Genomic DNA, 22,890 nt, shown 5'->3' with positions numbered 1-22,890 from the left:
GCGATGTGGGCTTGGGGCGGCCGTCTGGGTGGTTCGCGGCGGTGAGGCCCGCTGTCCGGGCCTCGTCGCGATCCCGCCGTAGGGAACGCGCGGCATCACCATGTCGAGGTCCGGCAGGTCAGGCTCCCCGTCCCTCCCACTGCCGCCGACCAAGCCTGAGCTCGACTTGAACCCCCCGCCGGACGGGCCATGCTTGCGCATTAGTGCGTGCCGGGGAGCACCGGCCGCGCCAGCTATTTGACCCGGGCCGCCTCGGCCGCCTGAGCGCGGGCCGAGGAGTGCACGAAGATCCTTCGCAGCTCAGCACCGAGCCCTTCTTACGCGGCCCGGCCAGCGCCATGACATCGTCACGCACGTGCCGGACACCACGCCGCTCGACAGGCTTGCCCTCGTCCCGGGCGGCGACATGATCCACCCGGACAGCCGCAGACAGCTTCTGCCCGGCCAAGGTCTCCGCGTTGACGTAGTGCCTGGAGGCCGACGCGATGAAGGCCACCCCGCCCGCCGCGGTCATCGCGGGATCGCGCCAACGGAGCTGACCGCGATCCCGGCCTGGACGTGCTTCAGATCCGGCCGCCGGTCCTTGGGGTGACCGAACCGCGGCCGCGCGAAGCCGGGCTCGGCATCGTGGTAGTCGCCGTGCAGTGAGATCGAGGTCATGTCCCAGTGCAGGATGAGGCTGAGGCGGTCAAGGTGGTCGCTCGCGCACATCAGGCGATGATCTGGGAACGGATCCGGCACATGCTGCGGCTGAGCTCGGCGTTGCGGTACCACTTCCCCGCGGCCCTGGCCACTCACCAGCCGCTCGGCCTGACCAGCACGGCCGTACTCGACCTGCTGGCCAAGGCCCCACCCCCGCACGCCGCGGCACGGCTGAGCGTCAGCCAGATCACCGCGGCGCTCAGGGGCGGCGGTCGCGGTCCTGCGGACTCTGAACAGCGAGATCAAAGCGCTGGAAGGGCAGGCCGAGGCCCATTCTGGACGGCACCCGGGCGCTGAGATCCCGCTCAGCGGGCCCGGTATCGGCGTCATCCTCGGCGCCCGGGGCTCGCAGAGTTCGGCGACGCGCGGCCGCTACGCCATCGCCAGGGCCCGCAAGAACCACGCCGGGACCTCACCCATCACCCGGCGATCGGGCAAGTCCAAGACCGTGCACGCCCGGCCCGTCCACAACGACCGGCTCATCGACGCCCTGCGCATGCAGGCCAGCGCCGCCATCTTGCACGACCCGGCCGTCCGCGCCTCCTACGACCAGCTCAAAGCCCGTGACGTCAGCCACAACGCCGCCCTGCGCCAAGCCGGCAACCGCCTGGCCGGCATCCTGCACGGACGCCTCAAAACCCGCACCATCTACGACGGGGCAACCGCATGGTCAAACCGGCAAGACGACCTCGCGGCTTGACATTCCACGTCCAGGGATGTCTGACCCCGCGGGAGCGCGGGACGCCGCGGCCGATCGCCCAGGGACTGTCCAATCGCGAGATCGCCGCCGCACTGGTCGTGGACGAATCCGACGATCAGCAGCCACGTGAGGCCCATCCTGCGTAACCTGATCAAGCTTGGCCTCCGTGACCGCGTACAGGCGGTGATCTTCGCCCATGAAACCGAAATCAAGCGGCCGCGCTGACACCACGTAGGCACGGCGTGGATCGGCATCAACCAGACCGGCTCTTCCGCAGGACCACCGCCGCTCGCTCCACCGCGGAAGAGCGATCTCGCTACGGGAGGGTGGTCGTCATGTCACCGCCCATGGAGTTGCCGGATCAGCGCTCCGGCGTCGAGCAGGTGGGCTGCGACGGCGAGACCGCCGATCACGACGGCGACCACGAGCAGAACGAGCAGGGTCTTACGCATCGGCGTCTCCTTAGACGTAGGCCAGGGCTTGGCGGATGGTCAGCCGGGCGGCCCGGCGAGCGGGGGCGGTTCCGGCCAATGCGGATCCGGCGGCGGCGGCCAGCGCCCACAGGGCGAGAGCCAGGGGTGAGAAGGTGAGCGGCAGCGGGGTGCGGAAGGCCAGGTCTCCGAGCAGGCCACCGATGGCCCAGCTCAGCGGGAGGGCGAGCAGAGCTGCTGCCGGCCAGCTCAGCAGGCCGATGAAGACGGTCTCGCCGAGCACGACGCCAAGTACGGTTCGTGGGGTTGCGCCGATGGCCTGCATGACGGCGAATTCGCGGGTTCGCTCGACGACGCTGGTGCCGGTGGCGGCGGCCAGGCCGAGCACGCCGACGATCGCCATCAGCGCGGCGAGCGCGATCAGTGCGCCGATCAGGACGAAGATGTGGCCGTCAACGGCCTCGCGCAGCTCAGAGGTGGCCAGGGTGGCTGACTCGACGGGGACGTCGCGAAGCGCCCGCAACACGGCGGCGCTGTCGGTGGTAGCGATGCGGAGATCGCGGGGTGGGCCGACGCGTTGCTCGAAGGCCGTCCTGGTGACGTAGGCGGCGGCCTGGGAGCCGATCTCGCGTACGGTGCCGACGACACGCCAGGTGGTGGCTCGACCGTCGAGCCGGAGCGTGAGGGTGTCACCGGGTTTCGCGTCCGGGACCGGATTAGCGGCCATCGAGTTCAGCACGACCGCGTCGGTGTCGCCGGGACGCAGCCAGCGACCCGAGGTGACGGGGAGGTCGAGGAGTCTGGAGTCGTCCGGTACGCCGCGCAGGCTGAAGCTGCCGTGGCCGCCGTCGGGGTAGGTCGAGACCACGTCTCCTGCGCTGGTGGGGGCGTGGCCCCACGACTCCACCCGGGTGACGCCGGGAGTGGTGCGCAGGCGTTCGGCCAGGGCTGGGTCGGCGGCGGCGAGCCGTACCTCCATGTCGTAGTGGCGCGCGGCCATGCCGTCGTCCATCGTGCGTTGCCAGGCGGCGGCCATGTTCAGGCCGGACAGGAAGAGCGCGCCGCCCGCCGACAGCAGGCCGAGGGTGAGCACGAGCCGCGCCCTGCGGCGAAAGGCGTTGCGCAGGGCCATCGTCAAGGTGCGGCTGAGCCCGGTCAGCCGGGCCGAGATCGCCTCGGCGCGCACACCGTAGTCGCTGATCGCCTCGCGTACGGTGATGCGGGCGGCACGCCGGATCGGCACGGCCGCCACCAATAGCGGCACCAGCACGGCCGCCGCGAGCTGCGTGCCGTACACCCACGGCGGCACGGCCCGGCTGTGCAGGTCCAGGTTGAGCAGCTCGGCGATCACGTCCGCGTAGGCGCGGCCGGCCAGTGTGCCGAGTGGGAGTCCGAGAGCGGCGGCGCCCAGGCCGAGCAGCAGCACCTGGACGGCGTAGAGCGCGGAGATCTGTCCGGTGCGGGCCCCGATCGCTTTCATCACGCCGATCTGCCTGAATTGCTGCACCAGCATGCCGCCGATCACGGTGGCGACCAGGACCGCAGCCAGGACGAGCCCGAGCAGCGCGAAGATGAGCAGCATCAGCATGAGCGACTGCATCTGGGACTCGTGCGGGTGTCTGCCCGGCGGCGGCACCTGGATCTCGTGCACCTGGCGCCCCTGCGCGCGCAGCCAGATGGCCAGCTCCCGGCTGGTGTGTTCGATGCCCTCCCGGCTGGTGGCCTCGGTACGGATCTTCAGCTCGTCGAGCGGGACGGCGAGCGTCTGTGGAGTGATGTAGCCGTATCCGGCGCGCTCCTGCCATGCAGGCGCGAGTCCAGGGTCGTGCACGGTGCCGGAGACGGCGAGCGTACGGCTCTGGCCGCCGGGCAGGCGGACCTCGACGGGACCGGCGGGGACCATGTCCCTGGCCGAGCGCTCGATGAGCATCGTGCCGGCCGGGGGCGGCCAGGCGCCGGACTGCGGGGTGAATTTCGCGATGCGCATGCCGTCGAAGTCGGGCACGACGAAGAGGATCAGTGATCGCCACTCGTCGGCTCCGATTCGCATCCTGGCGGTCACTGTGGTCCTGACCTGCGCGTCGGCGATGCCGGGACGCCTGCGGACCTGCTCGGCCAGGGCGGCGTCCACCCGGTCCAGTTCCAGGGTGGCCGAAGCCGGGACGGTGCTGAGATAGTTGCCCGCGATCTCCCTGGAGGCGATCGTGCTCGCGCTGAGCACCGCGCCGATGCCGGTCACCCCGGCCGCGATGGCGACGATCATCGTAGCCGTACGGCCCCAGGCCAGCGCCAGGTCGCGGCGGATCTTGCGCCAGCGCGGCCTAGACATGCGCGCTCACCGCCCCGTCGGCCAGTTCCACGGTCGAGGTGATGTAGGGGGCCGCGTCGCTGCCATGCGTGACCATGACCACGGTGGTGCCGGCGGTGGCAATGGCCGCGAACAGCTTCAGCACGTCGACCGCGGTGTCCGAGTCCAGGTTGCCGGTAGGTTCGTCGGCCACGAGCAGCGGCGGGTCGTTGGCCAGCGCGCGCGCGATCGCGGCCCGTTGCTGCTGCCCGCCGGACAGAGCCGAGGGCAGCTTGTCGGCCTGCTCGGCGATGCCGACCCGTTCCAGCAGGGCCTGCGCCCTCGGGCGTCGCTCGGCACGCGGGAAGGTGTCGCAGAAGTCCATGGGCAGCATGATGTTCTCGGCGACGGTGAGCGTAGGAAGGAGCTGGAAGAACTGGAACACCACGCCGACGTTGCGCCCACGCCAGGCGGCCAGCGTCCGCTGGTCCAGCTCATGCACGGCGGCTCCGGCCACGTGCACCTCCCCACTGGTCGGCCGGTCGATCCCGGTGATCATGTTGATCAGGGTGGACTTGCCACTGCCGGACCGGCCCACCACGGCCAGGAACTCGCCGGGGCCGGTCTGCAGCGAAACAGCGCGCAGCGCGGTGAACGGGCCTTGCGGGGTGTCGTAGGTCTTGGTGACCTCGCGTACATCGATGATGGGCACACGGCCTCCCAGTCGAAACATCGAGTCAGATAGCGAACACCATGTTCGACATGAAGAAGCCGGGTCAATCAACAAACACGCAGTTCAGTGCCGTAGTGGACACTTCGGCGAAAATGTTCAGATTCCATAGGCCTCTCGAATGCCGGGCACGACGAGCCGCATGTACATCGAGGCCATCTGCTCGGCCGTGTAGCGCACGTCCTCCTCCAGCCACCACACCAGCAGGCCGAGCAACGAGGCCAGCAGGAACTCCATCGTCACGTCCACCGGCAGCGCGCCCTTGCCGACGGGCAGGAACCCGGGCATGCGCCTGGTCATCGCCTCCTCGATCCCGCGGCGAAGCCCGGCCCGCAACACCTCGGCGCCCCGCCTGCCGACCAAAGTCCGGTACAGGTCACGCTGTCGATCGGCGTGCTGGAACGCCGCCAGGACCGGGTTCGGCTCGGCACGGCTGGCGAAGTGGCGTTCCATGTGCTCCTCGAACGCAGCCGTCAACTCCTCCAGGCCGCTGACCAGCAAGTCGTCCTTGTCGGTGTAGTGGGCGTAGAAGGTCGAGCGGCCGACGTCGGCGCGGTCGATGATGTCCTGCACGGTGATCCGTTCGTAGCCCTTTTCGACGATCAGCTCGATCAGGGCGCGGCGCAGCAGTTCCCTGGTCCTTCGCACCCTGCGGTCCGTCACATTCTTCGACACCCGGCCTCCACGATTCCGGACCCTGCCTTCGGCACCATACGCCGCGATCAGGGTCCAGATGACAAGGCGGCCAACCGGTCGTCGACCGCGCCGAGTGCGACCAGGATCGCCAGCAGATGCCCGACGGGATGCCCGTCGACCAGTCCGAAGACGCGCCAGTCCCCATCACCACGCTGCCGCATCTCATGCTCCACCGCCTCGCGCAGCGCCCGGCCCAGAGGCGGTGCCTCCTCCGCCAACAGGTCCAGCGTGACCAGGCAGCAGATCCGCGGGTCCACCTCGCAGGGTCAAGGATCTGCGCTGCGATCACCTGCTCCAAGGCCGCATACCAGGCGTCGGCGTCAAGCGCCGGCGCGGGTTCGGCGCGTACGGCACGCGAGCCCTCGATCGTGACCAACCCTGCCGCCACCGCGGTCAGCCAGGCCCGCTGCACCTCCGGCACATCGCTGAGGCGTCGGACCTTGGCCGGACACGCCACCCTGAGCGCCAGTGCGGCGTCAGGCACCAGCGCCGGTTTGATCGCGATCGATGGCGTGACCGCCCGACCGGCCCCTGCCCAGGAGGCCGGGGCATGGGCGGCTGTGAACACCGACTCTCGGCGACGGAGGGCATGGCGGCGAGCGTGTCGCCTCGCCGATCTCAATATGCTCTGCGACGCCTGCTGGAACTCGTGGATGTGTGACCGTGCGGGGCGTGATCCGCTGCCATCGCCTCCATCGCCGGAGAGGTTCGTCGATCCTGACGGACGACCGCATGTCCTGGCCTACCGCCTCACTCACGGCGCCACCGGCATCAACGCCGAGCTCACGGAAGTCGGCGTCGAGGAAGGGTATGCCTTCCGGGCGCTCGCCGCCCCCACGCCGACCCGCAACGCGCCCTTGACCACGTGCGGGAGACCGCCCGCCGCGAGATCGGCACGCAATACCTGAAGCGCAGCCCCTTCACCGGCGAGATGGCTATCGCCGACCGCGAGGTACGCGGCAGGATCATCTGGCGCAGCCCGGACGAGATGGCCGTGGTCGTCGACGGCCGGCAGATGACCTGGGACGAACTCGGCCGGGCGATTCAGAATGAGGGCTGGAACTTCACGATCACTGTCGACGAGCCGATCGGCATGGTAGACGGCTACGACCCCGCGTTGGTGTTCGGGGGCGATTGAACGACGGCGGCGGCGGTTGCGTCCAGCCGTGCCGTACCCCGCAGGCCCAGACGGCGAGCCCTTGCGCCTTCTCGTGTTCTTCCACAGCGGTCAGCCCCGAACAGTGACCACCCGTGTCTCCTCCGACGCCCACCAAGACAGTGCCCATCGTGGAGTCGGGGCAGATGACCTCGGCGGTGGGTCTACGCTCGTACGGGTGACGAGCGACAACCTGGTGACCCGGGTCGACATCGACAGTCTGGGCATGGGCCGCTTCTCCGGGACCGAGCGGGATGCGGCGGTGGCCCGAGTGCTGGCAGCCGTTGACGATCCCGCTCTCCGCGGCGGGGACTTCGACCGGCCGTACGCGCTGATGGTTGCCTGCGACTTCCTGGAGATGGACGGCAAGGTCGACCGGGCGGTAGAGCTTCTTCGCCGAGCAGATACCGAAAATATCCGGCGCCGGAACATGGAGCCGTTGACCAGGCTGGCCGCGCTCCTGCACAAGCAGGGCCAGACCAAGGAAGCCTCCGCGATCTTCCGCCGCGTGGTCAAGGAGGGGCTGGCGGACTGGACCGACTATGACCTTTACGCCGACGCGCTTGACGAAAGCGGCGATCAGGCTGGCGCCTTGCAGATCCTGGTCGGCGGCCAGGAGCGGCTGACCAGGCAAGGCAATGCTCTGTTCGCTGCTCAGCTGCAACGGTCGATCGATCGGCTCCGGCGCGAGATGGGCTTCCCCGACGCCCCCGCCGCGCCGCACCCGGACCCCGGCCGGCACGACAAGGAGGGCGACCCGCGCACGCTGTTCTGGCCCCACGAGGACTTCGAACGCCTCTCCCAGCGGTGGCCGCAGATCGCCGAAAAGTACGGGACCGACTGGGACAACCACCGCTCCCGCGTCGAACTGGCCGGTCTCCAGCTCGCCGGAGAGGGCTCCAAGTTGCATCTCCTGTATGCCGACTTCACTGCATTCGCCCGGCTCGTGATCCAGCGTCCAGACCTTGCCGACCCGATCGACGAGTACTTCGAGGACCCGGCATTGGATGCCACAGACTCGCCATGGCGGACAGAGCGGAACGCCCCATGCTGGTGCCGCTCGGGACGGAAGTACAAGCAGTGCTGCCGACGATTCGGCATGGGAAGCCAATAAGTAAGGATCTTGGCCACTTCGCCGGCGCTCTGTGCATCGCTCGACGTGCTGACCTCTATGCCTGCTCGTGGGTATCTCCACGATTATGGTCCCGTCACTACGAGGATGGCCTCGGTCCTGTAGGAGACACACGTCGGCTACGGACCGACCAGGAGCAGCGCAACAAGCACCCCCGCGAGCAGGAACGGCCCGTAGGGGAAGGGGGAACAGGCAGCGCGTCCGCCAGGGTGGTTACGCCGACCCCGAGGAAGCACAAGCGGCAGGCTCCGGCGCCGACAACCTGGCCTCTTCGCGCGGTTCATCATCTGCCACAATCCCGATCAAGAACAGCGCGAGCGGCAGCACCGCGAGCAGGCGATCGCGCTGATCGAGACAGAGCTGGAGCGGACGGACGGCTGGCGATCGACCGGGCCAAGATCAAGGCCGAAGAACGACTGGACGGCAAGTACCTGCTGGCCACCAGCGATCCCGACATCAGCACCGAAGACGCCGCACTCGGCTACGAAACCCTCCTCGAAGCCGAGCGGGGCTTCCGGGCAGCCCAGATCCATTGAGCGCTTTTATGCCTTCGCCGGCGCTTCTCTCACCTTGTCGGCTGTCCTGATCGCGGGGCCGTGGATCCCGTTCTCGTCCTGCTCAGTCGTATCGTCGGTGTACACCGCGTAGGCGAGGTGGCCGACCTCGAAGCGCCATCCCTCCGCGAGGGGCCGGGCATCGATAACGCTGTGGCCGATGCTGTCAATGAACTCGGCTGCCGCTGTCTTGACCTCCGTGTCGTTCCCCCGCAATCGTGAGGTGGGTGCGGTAACTCGGGGGCCACGCCGTCCCGCTCGGGAAAGTAGTTGCTCGTGTCGATGACCACCTTGCCCGCCAGTTCTACGGCCGGGACATCGCGCAGGGCATACAGGGGAACGCTCACCACAACCAGGTCACCGCGAGTGCGGGCGCCGCCCCGGCCGGCATGACAGTCGCCGTGGGAACCGCCGGTGTCGTCGGCATGGCCGGGCTCTCACTCGGCGGGGGCTACGGCCCGCTGCTCGGCACGGCCGGGCCGGCCACCGATACCTGCTCGAGGCAGAGGCCGTGCTCGCCGACGGGCGGCTCGTCTCGACCGAGGACGACCCTGAACTGCTGTGGGCGCTGCGCGGCGGCGGCAACTTCGGGCTGGTCACCTCCAAACGCGTCCGTCTCCTCCCCGACCACGGACTGTCCGGCGGCATGGTGCTGTTCCCGTTCTCGGCCGGCCGCGACCCCGGCGAAGGCCCCACCGTCTACCGGAACCGGGCCGATGATGTCAGCACCGCCCTCGCACCCCTTGCCCTGCCCGGCGGCTACTCCAACTTCCTCGCCCCGGACCAGGACGAACAGATAGCGCACGCCTACGGAACCCATGCGGACCGTCTGATCAATATGTCCCAGATCATCATCCTTCAGCGCTGATCAGTGGATGGCGACATCTGCAGGCTGAGACGGGCCGGGCAACGTGACCGCGCCTTGGCCGTGAGAAGCCGTGTACCGGTGATCGCCGTAGACCGCCGGACAAACGCGAGAGGCCGATGTCCATCGTCGACGTATCCAGAGGACGTGGCGTGACGAAAGCAGTTGGCAGGTGGACGTGTGAGGCAGGGCGCGCCGATGGTGGCCAGCGCGGGGTAGTTCGGCAGGCGGGCTTCGTGGTAGGGATGGCGAGCATGAGCGAAGCGCCCATCCCATATGCCGGCGATTACGGCGGCCCCATGCGGATCTTGCAGCTCCACACGCGCCGCGGGGTAGTGGCCAAGGCCGGCGTCACCGTCGGTATCGACGGCGCCCACTACCACCAGGGCTGGGGCAGGGCGGCCTTCGAGATCCCGGCGGACAGGCCAGTGCACGTTGTCGTGTCACAGGGAGCCGGCCAGATTGGCGTCGCCGCCACGGAACTCACCCCCGAGCAGCCATCCGCACTGGAATACCGCGGTCCTGCGGCCCTGTACCTCGCGGGCACCATCGGAGCTCCCGGCACTGTGAAGCAGCGGGGCTGCCTGGTACAACTCGCGATCTTCGCTCTTTTTCCCCTCATGGCGCTGGCGCTCGTGATCGTGATCGTGATTCTTCTGTCCCGGTGACCGTCGACCGGCGTTCTGGGTGGCTTGCGGGATGGAGAACAACTCGCTCTGCCAGGAGTCGACGGTCTCGCAGTTGGGCGGATCAGCGCTCTTACGGCGGCATGGGCGGCGGTGTCGCGGCCGACGGCTTCCACGGAGGGCAGGACACGCACCACTTCAGCGAGGTCCCAGCGCTGTGGCGCGAGCGGTGGCCGGCACCTCGGGAGCGGCCTTGCGCGCGTAGGCGAAGCGCGTCCGGGTGAACAAGGTTTCCTGTTCGGTTGGGATGGGCGGTGCTTCGGGCAGGCTGACAGCCACGTGTGATCTCCAAGCAGGTGGTTCCGATGGGGGGTCTGTGGGGGTGGTCGCGGTCAGTCGCGGGGTTGCTCGTCGGCGGCGGGAGTGGCGCGCCCGCGGACAGCTGCCCATAAGTGCCTGGGCTGGGGCCGAGTGCTTCTCATCGGCAACGGAGGTGGCGGCGCTGCGGACGCTGCGGCCTGGATCAGCCATTCCTCGGCGCCCGGGCCGAAAGCCAGGAAGCGCTCCTCGGTTTCGTTGCGGACGTGGCCTGGGCTGGCGAGGCTCCTTTCCGCCAGGATGATCGGGGTGGTGCGCCTCGACGATGCGTGGTCGGCCGGATGGTGGACAGCTGGTGACGCCATAACGCGGCCGGCCCGGGGCTGCCGGTCTGCTGCTCGCCCGGTCCGCCGTGGATCTCAGGAGGATCACCACGGTCCTGGTGGAGTGCCAAGCTCGTGCACGCTCCGCGAGAACTGCCCGCTCACGGTTACGGTCAAGAGATGCAGATCATCGCCGTTGAGGATCACTGGCCGGAGTACGGGACGATCGTCGTCCGGGACACCTGGGACGAGGAACCGGTGGCGGAAACGGATCTGCCCCTGCTCGGGGAGTACGACCTGGACGCGCAGCCCTCCGGAACGATCGCCAAGGCCGGTGACGGCTGGTTACAGACGTCGTCCCGGGACGGGCGTCACCGCGTGCGGCTGGAGGCCCATCACGCTCCCCCGCCCCTCGACGACAGGTGGGACGACGTGGTGGAGACGCCGTACCACGCCGGCACCGGCGCCGTCGTACTGACTTCCGTCATGAGCAGCGATCTGTACACCGACACCCCGCTCGAACTCGGTGCACCGGGTCTGTACCGGGTTCGCGTCTCCTGCCGCCGCACACCGCCGGAGCTTCCCGGTTTCGAGGCGTCGGAGGGTGACCTGTGGCGCATGCAGTTCTGGCCGGCCACCCTTGAGCCGCCCCGTTGGCTGGCCCGCAGCCGGCCCGCCGTGCGGCCGGCGAGCACCGGCTGGCGCAGGTGCCTCGGGCTGCCGGGCCAGGAGGTGCTGTACGCCGTCCAGCTCGCGTCGGCCACCGGCGAAGCCACCGAGGACCGGGTCGCCGCCGCCTACCAGCCGTGGTCCAGCGGTTCGGGCGGCTGGGGCTCCCCCTTGTCCGAGGACCTGTCGGACTTCGCGGCCCAGCTCGGCGTGCCCGCGCCGACCACCCGCCTTGACCTGCTGCCGCTCCTGGTGGCCGCGGGCCTGCTCATCGCCGAGACCGCGGGGGGCCTGACCCGCTTCCGCCTGGCCCCGGAGCCGCCGCGTGCCGAGGAGGTGCTGGACCTGCCCGCCGATCAGGCCGCCATGATCCGGCGTCAGGACGACCACAAGCGCCACACCTGTTTCGCCGCTGATCTCGCCGCCCTGGCGGTGTGGAGCCCGGGCGGCGTCGTCACCGCGACGCCGGAGGAGCTCGCCGGCCGGTTTCTGGCCACGGCTGAGGAGATCCGTGAGACCATCCGGTACGGCGTGGAGCGCGGTCTGCTCAGTGTCCCCGCGGACGCCACCTTCACCGCCGAGCCGCGCCCACCACTGTAACCCGAGGTCGGCCGCCTCGCCAGACCGCAGAAGCGTATGGATGCGAGGAGCGGCCGCCGAGAACACGGCTACTGAGAACCTCCTGCTGATTCACCGCCTTGCTGCATCAGACGCCCAGAACCGCAGATGCCGATTGGATCTTCCGGCACGTCGTGTGGTCGTGAGCCGCCGACCACTGACGCCGATACGTTTCGCCTTCCAGCGCCCTGTTCGCTCCGCCTGCCGGCGCTTCGTCGCATGCGGTGCACGTCGACGTGACCACTGCCATCGCCACGGCCACCAGGTTCTACGGGCCACATGGGCGGCTTCCCATGTGCCTGTTCCGGACCGATGCACGGCCGGCACCGCCGCACTTTCCTGATCCCCCGGCGGCGGCCGGCCCAGCCCCATAGAGGCCGGTCCAGCGGCCAGAGCCGCGCCCGCCACCGGACGCGCCTCGCCGCCCACCGTGTCCCCACTGGACATGAACCGGCTATTTCTCGTCGCGGGCAGAGCCGTTCGCAAGTCGTCGGCTGCTTTTCCGCCTCGGCAACGGAATCGACCACCGCCATCCCCTCGGTGGCCTACGCCGTCATCACAGGCTCGGGTTCAGCCCGCGCACGGACCTGGCGCAGCAGCAGTCCGCTGAGCAGCATCACGGCAAGAGCGAAGCCGACACCCCCTTCGGGGACATGCCAGGTGCCGCGGGAGACGAGCTTCGGCTGAGGTCCCGCAGGCGAGGCGACGCCAGGTGCCAGCTCCACGCGAGACATCACAGGGGACGGCGCAGTGCTGCTCGAGGCAGGGGCGCTATGGTGTGCCGTTCCTGACGCCGATGGCCCTTCTTCTTCCGTTCGGGCGGTCTCTTACGCGTTCCTCCTTGATTGATCGGCTGTGGCCGCTGGACCCGCTCCTCATGTGGACGCCTCGACTACGTCCGAGCCGGAATGTGAGAGGCCAACCTTCGCCTTACCACTGGGGCCCGCGTTTCGCTGGTCGAGGGTTGTCTGCCAGCGGCCCTCCGCCAGAGGAGGCGGAGGGGATCGTCCTCACGCTCGGCCGATCCGCTCGGCTTTGTGGGGGCGCCGTGGTGGCAGGATGCTTCCGTGCTTCCCTCGATTCGCCGGGCGACGATGACCGGTTCGTACCCGTACGCACGGCACCAGACCTTGTGGCCCTCGTGCCCGGGTGGCACGGAGTAGCGGACGTCGCCCCAGCGGACTGGAGACGAGAATTCCGGAACGCATCCGATCCCGCGTCGCCTCAGGTCAGACCACGATCAAAGCGCGCCCTGCAGGATTCCGACCTGCGGCCGTCGGATGAGAAGCGAGACCATCTCGGCGAGCAGGGCGAACGGGATGAAGGCGGCGTCACGACTCACACACCCGCGTAAGCCGTGAACGCCATGCCTTCAGTGGATCATCCGTGTCAGGGCTTGGCCGCGGCGCTGACGATGCGGCCGGCTTCCTCCTCGGTGATGAGGCGGGCGGCCACCAGTTCGGCGGACTTCTTGGCGACGTGGGCGATGAGCCGGGGCCCGGTGTACTTCTCGTCCTCGATGAGGTCCTCGATCGTGCAGCCGTCGGGGCGGTAGCGGTTGGCCACCCCGGTGTCACGACCCTTGATGGTGACCATCGGGGTCAGGTCGGAGCCCTTGCAGGCGTCCTCCGGAGGGGTGTAGCGGAGCAGATGGGCGCCGCCCTGAACGGAGCCGAGGGCGTCCTTGGTGCCGCTGCGGAACCAGATGTTGCCCGAGCCGTCCTGCGCGCCCCGGTAGAGGCCGGACTCGACGGCGGTCGTGAACGTCTTCGACAGCGGGTCGATGCGGAACACCTTCCCGTCGAGGGAGGCGTAGACGTGCTCGTCGGGGTTGACGTGCAGTTCGTCCGAGACGCCGGTGTATCCGGCGGGGAGCTTGATCCGCTTGACCACGCGGGCCGTGGCCGGGTCCATGATGAACACCGTGCCGTCGGCGAGCCCCCAGAGCAGCCCGTCGGGGCCCTTGACCAGCGCGGTGATCGACTTCGCGCCGGGCACCGGTGTGTGCTCCGCTCGCTTCTCGCCCGAGGCCAGGTCGTAGGTGAACACCTTGGCCTCCGTCGCCTTGGGCGTGGTGCCGCCGCCGCCATGGATCGACGTGCCGCCCCACAGGGTGTTCCCGAGTACGGCCAGCGAGGTGACGCCCTGGTCGGCGACGGGGGCGCGCCGTACCGTGTGATCGCCTGAAGCCTCGTCGTAGACGGTGAGCGCGCCGCCCCAGAGGCCGTAGTCGGGGGTGCTGCCGATGTAGACCTTGCTCCCGGCGGCGGCGAACGCCACGGGCCGGTTCTGGCCGTCGCCGTTGAGGCGGAACAGCTCACGCGGGTTCGTGCCCGTGACGAACGGCTTGGCCGGGTCGTAGTGCATGATCGCGCCGTTGGGATAGGTGCCCAGGTAGAGTTTGCCGTCCTTCCAGAACCACCCGTCGGTCTGCGCGGCCCGGCCGAGCTGGGTCACCTTGCCGGTGGCCGGGTCGAGGACGGCGACGTTGCCGTTGATGTAGAGGTTCGTGTAGATCCGGCCGTCCGGCCCGGCAGTGACATTGTTGATGTCGATGGGCTGGTACGGGAACGGCAGCTTGAAGCGCTGGGACGCGCCGGTGCGCGGGTCGTAGGAGAACGCGTCGCCGTTGTAGTTGCCGATCGCCGCATAAAGCGTGCCGTCGACGAAGCCCCAGCCCACCCCGGCACCGCCCGAGGTCACCCCCGGCACCGCTTCCGGCCGGTCGGCGGCCAGGTCGTAGCGCCACAGCTGGGTGCCCGAGGTGAAGTAGACGTAGCCGCCCTCGGCGACCTTGGTCGTGCCGCGTGAGCTCATCGCGAACCCGTCGGCCAGCACCGCCCCCGTGTCGGGATCGAGCACGAGCGCCTGGCCCTTGCTTCGCTTGACGAACAGCTTGCCCGCGACCAGGTTCAGGTCGTACGGATAGCTCGGATCGCCGCGCAGCGCCTCGGGCCAGATGTCCCGCTTCTCCCCGGTGGCCAGGTCCAGCCGGATCAGATGCCCCGCCGAGCCGACCGCCGCCCACAGCAGTTGCCGGTCGGTGTCGACCGCGACGTCCGGCGTGTACTGCTGGCCCTCGACCATCACTCCGAGGTCGCGGAACCCTTCACCCGGGGTGTACGAGAACGCCTTGGCCCCCGGATACGTCCCCCCGTAGACCTTGCCGTCCTCGCCGACCTGCAGCCCGTAGGCGTACAACTCCCCCGGCACGACCTGTCCCAGGTCGGTGGCCTGCTCCTGGCCCGGCTTGAAGGAGTACAGGTGGCCGTTGGGGTAGGTCCCGGCATAGACGGTCCCGTCGGCGGCCTGGGTGATGCCCCACCCGCCGGACGAGCCGGGCAACTCCACGGTGTCCCTCAGTTCGCGGGTCACCGGATCGACTTCGGCGACGACCCCTGGCGTACCCATCTGAACGCTGAAAACGGCCGGCCGCCCGTCCTGGCCGGTGCCGAAGTGCCCCTCGAAGACGGTGAGCGCGGTCGACTGGACGCCGAAGTCGGTCACGGTTCCTTGGGCTGGGGAGGCGGCTAAGAGAGTGGACAGCAGGGCGGACAGCACACGCATGGGTTGCACTCCAAGGAAATTACGGTCATGAGCGGAACTGCTCCCTCTCGGCCAGTATCGGCCTACATTGACATAACGGGCTAGACCGTAAAAAGTCAACAACACGGAGACGAAGGTCGTGCGGGAGACGCTGGGCCACACCTCCAGCGCCTTCACCGCTGACGCCCATGCCTCCGTCCACCGCAGGTGGCCACGGCCGCAGCCGAGAACACCGCCGCCCTGCTCCGGTGAGGCGGGGCCGCCGCTCTTGTACCGAGCGGGAGGATGACGAATGGATCATGATTGGTGCGCGTTGGGTGACGGTTCGTGCAACCTCAGCGTGTTCGGTTTCACGTAGCGGTGGGCCGGGACGACGATGGGTCCGGTCTCGCTCGGTGCAAGGTGGTCGAACAGCCCCTCGTCCACCCAGCCGTTCCGCTCGTAGAACCGGCGGGCGCGGGCGTTACCCGCGACGACCGCAAGCCAGGCCCGCTCGTGACCGTTCGCCGCGACGAGGCGTTCAGCCTCGGCGAGCAGGGCGGTCGCCACGTATGTCCCGCGGTGCTCCCTGGCCACGTAGACCTGCTCCACCTCGTCCTCGACCACCATGACGAACCCGGCCACGGCGTCCTCAACGGTGGCGACGACCGTATCGGCGATCCGCTGCCGCGCACGTACGCCGAACGACTCCGGGGTCCGGGCGACCACGAGGGCGTCGGGGACGTTGCCCCGGTGCCCGTCGCCCCAGCCTTCGTGCCAGATCCTGGCGATCTCCTGCGCGTCTTCATGCCTCGCGAGACGCAGCTTCACGCTCTGGCTCCTTCACGACTCCGCGGCGGCGCCGGGCTCCACCTGCCACCGGCAGATTATCTTGGAGAGCAGGCCGGCCCCGATGCGCCGGTAGAAGCGCTGGGCCGCCACGTTGGCCGCGGCGACCTCCCAGCGGATCACCCTGCCGTCCGCGACCTCGGCAGCCGCGCGCATCAGCCGCTCCCCCACCCCGTGGCCGCGTTCCCCGTCGGATACGAAGAGGTCGTCGAGCGCGAGATAGTCGCTGCCCGACCACAGGCTGACCCGCACGAGCCAGGACACGTAGCCGATCGGTCGCCCCTCCCGTTCCGCGATCAGATAGGTGATCTCGGGGCGTGCGAGCAGCTCTCGCATGCGGTCGACGCTCACGCTGACCGCGGACCGCTGGCCCTGATGCCCGGCCAGCTCGCGCATCAACGCATGAACGGTCGCCGCGTCGGACGCCATCGCACGACGGATCGACACCATGATGGTCTGCCTTTCAGCCGGTGGGCGGGATGTGACGGAGCTGGAGGAGCGCCAGGATGGCGGCGCCGGCGGCGATGACCGCAGCGACGACGGCCGCCACGTTGAGCCCGCCGGCGAAGGCCTCGCGAGCGGGGGCGAGCACCGCCGCGGCGAGGTCGGCCGGGAGCCCGTGGGCCGCCGTAACCGCTCCGTCGAGGCTGTCGCGGGCGGCCGTGGCTGCCTCGGGCGGCAGGCCGGCGGGCAGAGCGTCGCCGGCCTCGGCCCGGTAGACGAGGGCGCCGATGCTGCCGATGACGGCGATGCCGAGTGAGATGCCCAGGTCGCTGCAGGTGGTGGCCAGCCCGGACGCCGCCCCCGCCTTCTGCGGCGGCACCGAGCCGACGACCAGGTTGGTGGTCAGCGCCATGGACGGAGCCACCGCGGGATAGAGCACCATAAAACCCACGACCAGCAGCGGCAGCCCGCCCGCGACGTTGACCTGGGTGAGCAGCAGGTAGCCGATCACCTGTACGGCCAGCCCGGCCGCGATCAGTTTCCCGGGTCGGATCCGCCGTACCAGGACGGGCGAGAGCGTGGAGACCACCACCAGCAGGGCCGCTCCCGGCAACACCCACAGCCCCGCCCTCAGCGGTGAGAGCCCCTCGACGAGCTGCAGGTACTGCGTGAACAGCAGGTAGACGCCGCCGAGGGCGGTCGCGGCGAGCAGGAAGACGCCCAGCGCGCCGCTGACCGCGCGGTTGGCGAACAGCCGCACGTCGAGCAGCGGCTCTGGCAGGCGCAGCTGGCGTACGAGGAACCAGGCGCCGAACGCCAGCCCGAGCACGATGCCGGCCGACGCGGGCAGCAGCGAGTCCGGCCTGGCCAGCTCCTTGACGCCGTAGACGATCGGCAGCAGGGTCGCCAGCGACAGCAGCACGCTGAACAGGTCGAGCCGGCCGGCGACCGGGTTGCGGGGGTTGGGCAGCAGCAGCGGGGCGCCGATCGCGACGATTGCCATGACAGGTACCGCGACCAGGAAGGCCGCGCGCCAGGAGAACGCCTCCAGCAGCGCTCCGCCGATCACCGGGCCGAGGCCGGTGCCGACGGAGATGCCGCCCGACCAGATGCCGACCGCGATGCCGCGCTGCCGGGGGTCGGCGAACGTGCTGAAGATCAGGCCGAGGGTGGCGGGCATCTGGGTGGCGGCGGCTACGCCCAGCAGCGCTCGCCAGACGATCATCAGGGCGGGGTCGGAGGTATTGGCGGCGATCACGGACACGACGGCGAAGACGGCGGCGCCGGAACTCAACAGCCGGCGGTGCCCGATGCGGTCCCCCAAGGTGCCCATGGTGACCAGGAGCCCGGCCATCAGGAAGCCGTAGATGTCGATGATCCACAACGTTTGGGTGCTGCTCGGCTTCAGGTCCGCGGCCAGCTGAGGGATGGCCAGGAACAGGATGGTGAGCATCATGAACAGCAACATGGCGGGCAGGACCAGCACTGCCAGCCCCGCCCACTGTCTGAAGCCGGCGCGCCGGCCGTCGCCGATGTCCACGGATGACATGAGCGTGTTCCTTCGGTCGGGAGTGATCCGGCGGGCGTGTCGGACCGCCGGACGTGACGGCGCCAACGTTAGGAAGGCCCGGCGGCCGCCGAATCAGCGAAGTCGCCGGTCTCAGCGGATCCAGGCAGGTTCGTGTCAGTTCGGACGCTGGGCGAGGACCAACCGTATGAGCTCGGCGCGTGAGGTGATGGCGGTCTTCTGGAAGACCTTGCGCAGGTGGTAGTCCACGGTCCGTGGGCTGAGGAAGAACTGGGCGGCGATCTCCCGGTTCGTCAGCCCTTCGCCGACGGCCAGGGCGATGCGCAGTTCCTGCGGGGTGAGCGTGCTCAATGCACCCGTGTCACGGGGCCGCGCGGACTCCCCTGCGGCGCGCAGCTCGCCCAGCACGCGTTCCTCCCAGGCGAGCGAGCCAAGGCGGCGGAACGTCTCGGCCGCGCCGCGCAGGTGTTCCTGGGCCTGCGAACGCCGCCGGCCCCTGCGCAGGTGCTCGCCGAGCAGCAACTGTGTCCTGGCGTGCTCCAGCGCGGAGTCGGACCGGGCGTGCAGGCGCAGGCTCTCCTCGAAGTGCCCGTCGGCGGCGGCGCCGGTGGACAGCAGCGCCCGACAGCGAGCCGCGAGGGCGGCCGGCTCGGACGAAGACGTGGACCGGCTCCACCGCTCGTAGCGGGCCGCGGCAGCGCCGGCCCGGTCGTGCTCACCGGCGCGGACCAGGGCCTCGACGAGATCGGGGACGGTTCCCATGACGAGGTCGGCGGGCGCGCCGGCGTCCCGGTCGCCGACCGCCTCGAAGTGCCTCACGGCTTCGTGATACCTGCCGGTGGCCAGCTCGACGAGGCCGAGTGCCCGCCTGGCGTAGATCATCGCATCGGGCAGCCGGCGCTCGCTCGCCTCGGCCAGCACGCCCGTGGCCAGCTCTGCGGCGTCCGTGCGGCCCCTGATGGCCGCGCACAGGGCGAGCAGCCCGCGGTTGCGGCAGGCCGTGCTCGGCTGGCCGACCTCCGCGGCGAACTGGTACCCCTCCTCTGCTTGGGCTTCGGCGATCCCGAGCCTTCCACGCGCGAGCTCGTCGGCGGCCTGGTATTCGAGGTTCCACGCCAGCACGCCGAGCGATCCGCCGGCGCGGGCCAGTCGCCCGGCGTTGCGATACAGGCGCCTGGCCAGCTCGTGGTCGCCGAGCCCGCGGATCACGGCACCGGCCATGGTCATCAGGATCGGGTCGGTGAGCGACTCCAGCGCGGCCCCGTCCCATCGCTCGGCCGGCGCGGTCCGCCCGGTACGAACCTGGCCGGCCTGGCGCAACAGCAGGAGCACCGCGTCCCCGGGGTCGTCCGGCGCCAGCTGGAGCCCGTCGAGCCGGTCGGCGAGGTCGGACCAGACCTCGGGCCGCTGGGTACGGGTGCCGAGGTCGCCGTACATCGCGACGGTGGGGGCGAAGCGGCGCCGGTCGAGGCACAGCGCGCGCGGGATCCACGGCCGGACGAGGCTCAGGGCGTCCTCGGGGGAGCCGGCGAACTCGGCCACGATGGCCCGCATCACGGCGAGTGGGATCCGGTCGGCCTCGTCCAGGCGGGGCTCGCGCTCGGCCCTGTCGAGCAGTTCGGTGGCCTTCGCGGTGAACCCGCCGTGCAGGGCGGCGTGCGCGGCGCTCCACAGCCGCCGTCCCCTGCGCCGGTCGTCCGCGGTCAGCTCGGCCGCTCTCGACAGCGCGGCCATGGCGGCGGCCGGGCCGCCGCGCGAGGCGGCCTGCTCGGCGGAGCGCTCGAGCTGCTCGGCGACCCGCTCGTCGGGGCCGACCGCGGCCTGCCCGAGGTGCCAGGCGCGGCGATGCTGGTCGGCCGGGCCGTCGAAGGCGGCGGCGAGGGCGCGGTGGATCGCGGCCCGCCGATCGGCGGCGGCGCTGTGGTAGATCGCGGATCGGATCAGCGGGTGCCGGAACACCAGCCGCGTCCCGTCGTAGGACAGCAGCTCGTCGAGCTCGGCCCGGTGCAGCGGGCCGGTGTCGACGCGCAGCGACGCGGCGGCCCGCTCGAACCCGTCGAGGCCGCCCGAGCCGCCGGCCGCGATCAGCTGGAGCAGCGGCAGGGACCCGGCGTGCCGTGCCCGCACCTTGGCCAGGAACGAGCGCCGCAGCTCATCGGTCAAGGCCGGCGGCTCGGGCGTGCCCTCCGGGGGGATCGGCTGTCCGGCGAGCTCGATGAGGGCCAGCGGGTTCCCGCCGGTGACCGCCAGCAGGCGGCGCTGCTCGCCGTCGGTCAGCCGCCGCCCGGCGAGCAGCGCCCGGGCGGATTCCTGGTCGAGGCCCATGAGCGGCACGCGGCGCAGGTCGGGCAGGTCGGCGCCGTGCCCCTCGTCGGCCCGCGCGGCGAACATGAGCGCGACGGGCTCGTCGCGCAGGCGGCGGGCGACGAACGCGAGGGTCTTCAGCGTCGGCTGGTCCGCCCAGTGCGCGTCGTCGACGACGCACAGCACCGGCTGGTCGCCCGCCAGCAGGGACAGCACGGACAGGGTCGCCAGCGCGACGAGGAACGGATCGGGTGGCGCTCCGTGGGCACGCCCGAACAGCACGTCCAGGGCCTGCGCCTGCGGGCCGGGCAGCCCGTCCACCAGGTCCAGCACGGGGAACAGGAGCTGGTGCAGCGTCGCGTAGGCGAGATCGCGCTCCGGTTCGGCGCCGGCGGCGCGCAGCTCCCGGAAGCCGGCGGCCCGTTCCTCGGCGTAGGACAGCAGCGTGGTCTTGCCGATGCCGGGCTCGCCCTGGAGGATCATCCCGCCGCCGCGGCTGTCCGCAGCATTCCTGAGCAGCTCGTCAAGCATTCCGGTCTCGTCGTCCCTGCCCAGGACCCGCCGGGCACGGTGAGCACTGGAAGGCACCGGAACCGGCGACTTCACCGATGCGGTGACAACCATGGCTCTCCTACCGTCAGGCACCGGACAACCGCGCACACAAGGGACGGAACCATCGTGACGCGAGGAGCTTGGCGGGGGCGCACCGCCATCGTCGTCGGGGCCGCGATCGGGGTCGGCGCCGCCGTGGCGGACGCGCTGAGCCAGGCCGGCGCGGGCGTGGTCCTGGCCGCCCGCCCGGGTCCCGCCCTGACGGCGCTGGCCGCAGGCATCGTCTCGGCGGGCGGCCAGGCTGTCGCCGCCCCCGTGGACGTCACCGATCCGGCCTCGGTGCGACGGCTCGTCGAGCAGACGCTCGGCGCGTTCGGCCGGCTCGACCTCGCCGTCAACCAGGTCCGGCCGCATGAGCTGTCGGCGGCGATGCGGTACCAGGTGCCCGCGATGCGGCGCGCGGGAGGCGGCCAGATCGTCAACCTGGCACCGGACGCCGGCCTGCAGTCCGCCGTGTCGGAGCTGACCCGCGCGGCAGCGCTGGAGCACGCCGGATCCGGCGTCCGGATCGACTTCGTGGCTGCGGCGTCGTACGACAGCGCGGAACGGCTCGCCGAGGCCGTCATGTGGTTGTGCTCGGGTGGCAGCCCTCTCCCCCCAGGTGGGACGGGGCACTTGCCACACGGTTGACGGCCGCGTCCGGAGACGGCCAGGAGGGTGAGCGTGGGCATCGTGACGCCGCCTCAGCTCGACGGCTGCAGGCCGGCCAGGAGGTTGAAAGCGCCGGTCAGGTGGTTGAGCGCGACCACGCCGACGATCTCTGCGATGATCCGGCCGCTCCAGCCGTGTGCCCGGAGCTCGGCGACATCGGCCTCGGTGAGGGAGGACGGCTCGGCCAGCACGCGGACGGCCACGGCGATCAGGGCCGCCTCCCTGGCATCCGTGGACGTGCCCTGCCGCGCCAGTGCGATGTCCGCCTCGCTGAGCCCGGCGGCGCGCCCCGCCTCGGTGTGCGCCTGCAGGCAGGTGCCGCATCCGATCCATTCCTGAACGGCGAGCGAGACCTTCTCGCTGAGGGCCCGCGGCAGCTTGACCCGTTTCATTGCGCGGGACAGGTTCAGGTAGCCCTCCAGCAGTGCCGGGGAGTGCGCCATGGTGGCGACCATCTCTCCCACGCTGCCTCTCCTGTCCAGGATGTCCTGCAGCAGTTCCTTCGACTTGCCGGGCGCGGTCTCGGGCTCAAGCGGGGCGAGACGTCTCATGTGTCCTCCTCAATGCCGGTCCGCGTACCATACCCCCCTACCGTACAAGAAGGAACGGCCACTCCTCCCACAGGAGCGGAGGCGCGGATTCATTCGGTCGTCAGACCGACACGGGTGCGCAGCCGGTGGAAGATCTCGTCGAGCTGCGCCACCTCCTCCGCGGTGAGCACGTCGAAGACCAGGCGCCGGACAGCACGCACATGACCGGGCGCGGCCTGCTCGATGGCCGCCCGCCCCGTCTCGGTGATGCGGATGAAGGCGCCGCGGCCGTCTTCCGGACACCCCCGCCGGGACACCAGGTCCCGTTTCTCCATCCGCGCGGCGTGGTGGGAGACCCGGCTGCGTTCCCACTGCAACGACGCCGCCAGCTCGGACACCCGCATGTGCCCCTCGGTGGATTCGCTGAGGACGGCCAGCACCTGATAGTCGGGGTTGGACAGCCCGGTGTCGCTCTGCATCTCGCGGTTGAGCGTCGCCAGCAGCTCCGCGTTGAGACCCAGCCACCGCCGCCACATGCGCTGCTCGTCGTCGGTCAGCCACGGGATGTCGTTCGTCACAGCCACGGGAGCAGTCTAGCAGCATAGGTGATAAGTCATATATGGTTCATGTCACGTAGATG

Annotated in this window: 20 protein-coding genes and 1 pseudogene; 8 read left to right on the top strand and 13 right to left on the bottom strand. The window is 70.2% G+C overall.

Annotated elements, in window-relative coordinates:
• Nucleotides 1-510: 510 nt before the first annotated feature.
• On the bottom strand, nt 511-948 hold the full coding sequence (locus FH608_RS28285) for a hypothetical protein (protein WP_139633651.1): 438 nt from the start codon (nt 946-948) through the stop codon (nt 511-513).
• On the opposite strand from FH608_RS28285, the gene FH608_RS28280 reads away from it, so the two are divergent.
• Nucleotides 923-1,402 (top strand): transposase, encoded by a 480-nt coding sequence (locus FH608_RS28280; RefSeq protein ID WP_139633650.1) that lies wholly within the window; start codon nt 923-925, stop codon nt 1,400-1,402. The genes FH608_RS28285 and FH608_RS28280 overlap by 26 nt on opposite strands.
• 462 nt (nt 1,403-1,864) lie before the next feature.
• Here FH608_RS28280 and FH608_RS28275 read toward each other — a convergent pair whose 3' ends face one another.
• From FH608_RS28275 to FH608_RS28260, 4 genes are all read right to left on the bottom strand, one after another.
• The gene (locus FH608_RS28275; RefSeq protein ID WP_139633649.1) at nt 1,865-4,162 is read right to left on the bottom strand and encodes an ABC transporter permease; all 2,298 of its coding nucleotides are present in this window, start codon (nt 4,160-4,162) and stop codon (nt 1,865-1,867) included.
• Entirely contained in the window at nt 4,155-4,832 is a 678-nt protein-coding gene (locus tag FH608_RS28270; protein WP_226899984.1) for an ABC transporter ATP-binding protein, read from the bottom strand. Before FH608_RS28270 ends, FH608_RS28275 begins: the two co-directional genes overlap by 8 nt.
• Before the next feature lie 117 nt (nt 4,833-4,949).
• A complete protein-coding gene (locus FH608_RS28265) occupies nt 4,950-5,525 on the bottom strand; it encodes a TetR/AcrR family transcriptional regulator (RefSeq protein WP_193318664.1) in 576 nt (191 codons plus the stop codon).
• Nucleotides 5,526-5,572: 47 nt separating this feature from the next.
• On the bottom strand, nt 5,573-5,803 hold the full coding sequence (locus tag FH608_RS28260; protein ID WP_139633646.1) for a hypothetical protein: 231 nt from the start codon (nt 5,801-5,803) through the stop codon (nt 5,573-5,575).
• Between the two features lie 608 nt (nt 5,804-6,411).
• Here FH608_RS28260 and FH608_RS28255 point away from each other — a divergent pair.
• From FH608_RS28255 to FH608_RS54740, 3 genes and pseudogenes are all read left to right on the top strand, one after another.
• Nucleotides 6,412-6,684, top strand: coding sequence for a DUF7713 domain-containing protein (locus FH608_RS28255; RefSeq protein WP_139633645.1), 273 nt, complete (start codon nt 6,412-6,414; stop codon nt 6,682-6,684).
• 196 nt (nt 6,685-6,880) lie between these two features.
• Nucleotides 6,881-7,816: an SEC-C metal-binding domain-containing protein gene (locus tag FH608_RS28250; RefSeq protein ID WP_139633644.1), complete on the top strand. Its 936-nt coding sequence runs from the start codon at nt 6,881-6,883 to the stop codon at nt 7,814-7,816.
• Nucleotides 7,817-8,110: 294 nt separating this feature from the next.
• A pseudogene (locus FH608_RS54740) lies at nt 8,111-8,352 on the top strand (IS1634 family transposase); the annotation flags it as partial.
• 24 nt (nt 8,353-8,376) lie between these two features.
• Here FH608_RS54740 and FH608_RS51700 read toward each other — a convergent pair.
• Nucleotides 8,377-8,604, bottom strand: coding sequence for a hypothetical protein (locus tag FH608_RS51700; protein ID WP_193318663.1), 228 nt, complete (start codon nt 8,602-8,604; stop codon nt 8,377-8,379).
• 295 nt (nt 8,605-8,899) lie between these two features.
• Between FH608_RS51700 and FH608_RS28235 the strand changes: the two genes are divergently transcribed.
• The 3 genes from FH608_RS28235 (at nt 8,900) to FH608_RS28225 (ending at nt 11,789) form a co-directional block, all read left to right on the top strand.
• Nucleotides 8,900-9,256 carry a hypothetical protein gene (locus tag FH608_RS28235; RefSeq protein ID WP_226899983.1) on the top strand — a complete coding sequence of 119 codons (357 nt, stop codon included), beginning with the start codon at nt 8,900-8,902 and terminating at the stop codon, nt 9,254-9,256.
• 251 nt (nt 9,257-9,507) lie between these two features.
• On the top strand, nt 9,508-9,921 hold the full coding sequence (locus FH608_RS28230) for a hypothetical protein (protein ID WP_139633642.1): 414 nt from the start codon (nt 9,508-9,510) through the stop codon (nt 9,919-9,921).
• A 779-nt stretch (nt 9,922-10,700) separates the two neighbouring features.
• Nucleotides 10,701-11,789, top strand: a complete 1,089-nt coding sequence (locus tag FH608_RS28225; protein WP_139633641.1) for a DUF6042 family protein — start codon at nt 10,701-10,703, stop codon at nt 11,787-11,789.
• Between the two features lie 1,407 nt (nt 11,790-13,196).
• On the opposite strand, the gene FH608_RS28220 is transcribed toward FH608_RS28225, so the two are convergent.
• From FH608_RS28220 to FH608_RS28200, 5 genes are all read right to left on the bottom strand, one after another.
• Nucleotides 13,197-15,314 (bottom strand): PQQ-binding-like beta-propeller repeat protein, encoded by a 2,118-nt coding sequence (locus tag FH608_RS28220; RefSeq protein WP_193318662.1) that lies wholly within the window; start codon nt 15,312-15,314, stop codon nt 13,197-13,199.
• A 336-nt stretch (nt 15,315-15,650) separates the two neighbouring features.
• Nucleotides 15,651-16,163, bottom strand: a complete 513-nt coding sequence (locus FH608_RS28215) for a GNAT family N-acetyltransferase (RefSeq protein WP_139633639.1) — start codon at nt 16,161-16,163, stop codon at nt 15,651-15,653.
• 12 nt (nt 16,164-16,175) lie between these two features.
• Nucleotides 16,176-16,631 (bottom strand): GNAT family N-acetyltransferase, encoded by a 456-nt coding sequence (locus tag FH608_RS28210; RefSeq protein WP_139633638.1) that lies wholly within the window; start codon nt 16,629-16,631, stop codon nt 16,176-16,178.
• A gap of 13 nt (nt 16,632-16,644) precedes the next feature.
• Nucleotides 16,645-18,174, bottom strand: a complete 1,530-nt coding sequence (locus FH608_RS28205; protein ID WP_139633637.1) for an MFS transporter — start codon at nt 18,172-18,174, stop codon at nt 16,645-16,647.
• Between the two features lie 135 nt (nt 18,175-18,309).
• Nucleotides 18,310-21,081, bottom strand: a complete 2,772-nt coding sequence (locus FH608_RS28200; protein WP_139633636.1) for an AAA family ATPase — start codon at nt 21,079-21,081, stop codon at nt 18,310-18,312.
• Nucleotides 21,082-21,135: 54 nt separating this feature from the next.
• Between FH608_RS28200 and FH608_RS51695 the strand changes: the two genes are divergently transcribed.
• Nucleotides 21,136-21,699: an SDR family NAD(P)-dependent oxidoreductase gene (locus FH608_RS51695; RefSeq protein ID WP_193318660.1), complete on the top strand. Its 564-nt coding sequence runs from the start codon at nt 21,136-21,138 to the stop codon at nt 21,697-21,699.
• A 53-nt stretch (nt 21,700-21,752) separates the two neighbouring features.
• Here the strand turns inward: FH608_RS51695 and FH608_RS28190 are convergent, their stop codons facing one another.
• Nucleotides 21,753-22,271 (bottom strand): carboxymuconolactone decarboxylase family protein, encoded by a 519-nt coding sequence (locus FH608_RS28190; protein ID WP_139633634.1) that lies wholly within the window; start codon nt 22,269-22,271, stop codon nt 21,753-21,755.
• An 89-nt stretch (nt 22,272-22,360) separates the two neighbouring features.
• Nucleotides 22,361-22,834, bottom strand: coding sequence for a MarR family winged helix-turn-helix transcriptional regulator (locus FH608_RS28185; protein ID WP_139633633.1), 474 nt, complete (start codon nt 22,832-22,834; stop codon nt 22,361-22,363).
• Nucleotides 22,835-22,890: the final 56 nt, after the last annotated feature.

Origin of the sequence: Nonomuraea phyllanthi, from assembly GCF_006334985.2 — a bacterium.
GTDB classification, from domain to species: Bacteria; Actinomycetota; Actinomycetes; order Streptosporangiales; family Streptosporangiaceae; genus Nonomuraea; species Nonomuraea phyllanthi.
The sequence above is the reverse complement of the archived record's forward strand: the minus strand, read 5'-3'. Positions and strand labels throughout refer to the sequence as shown.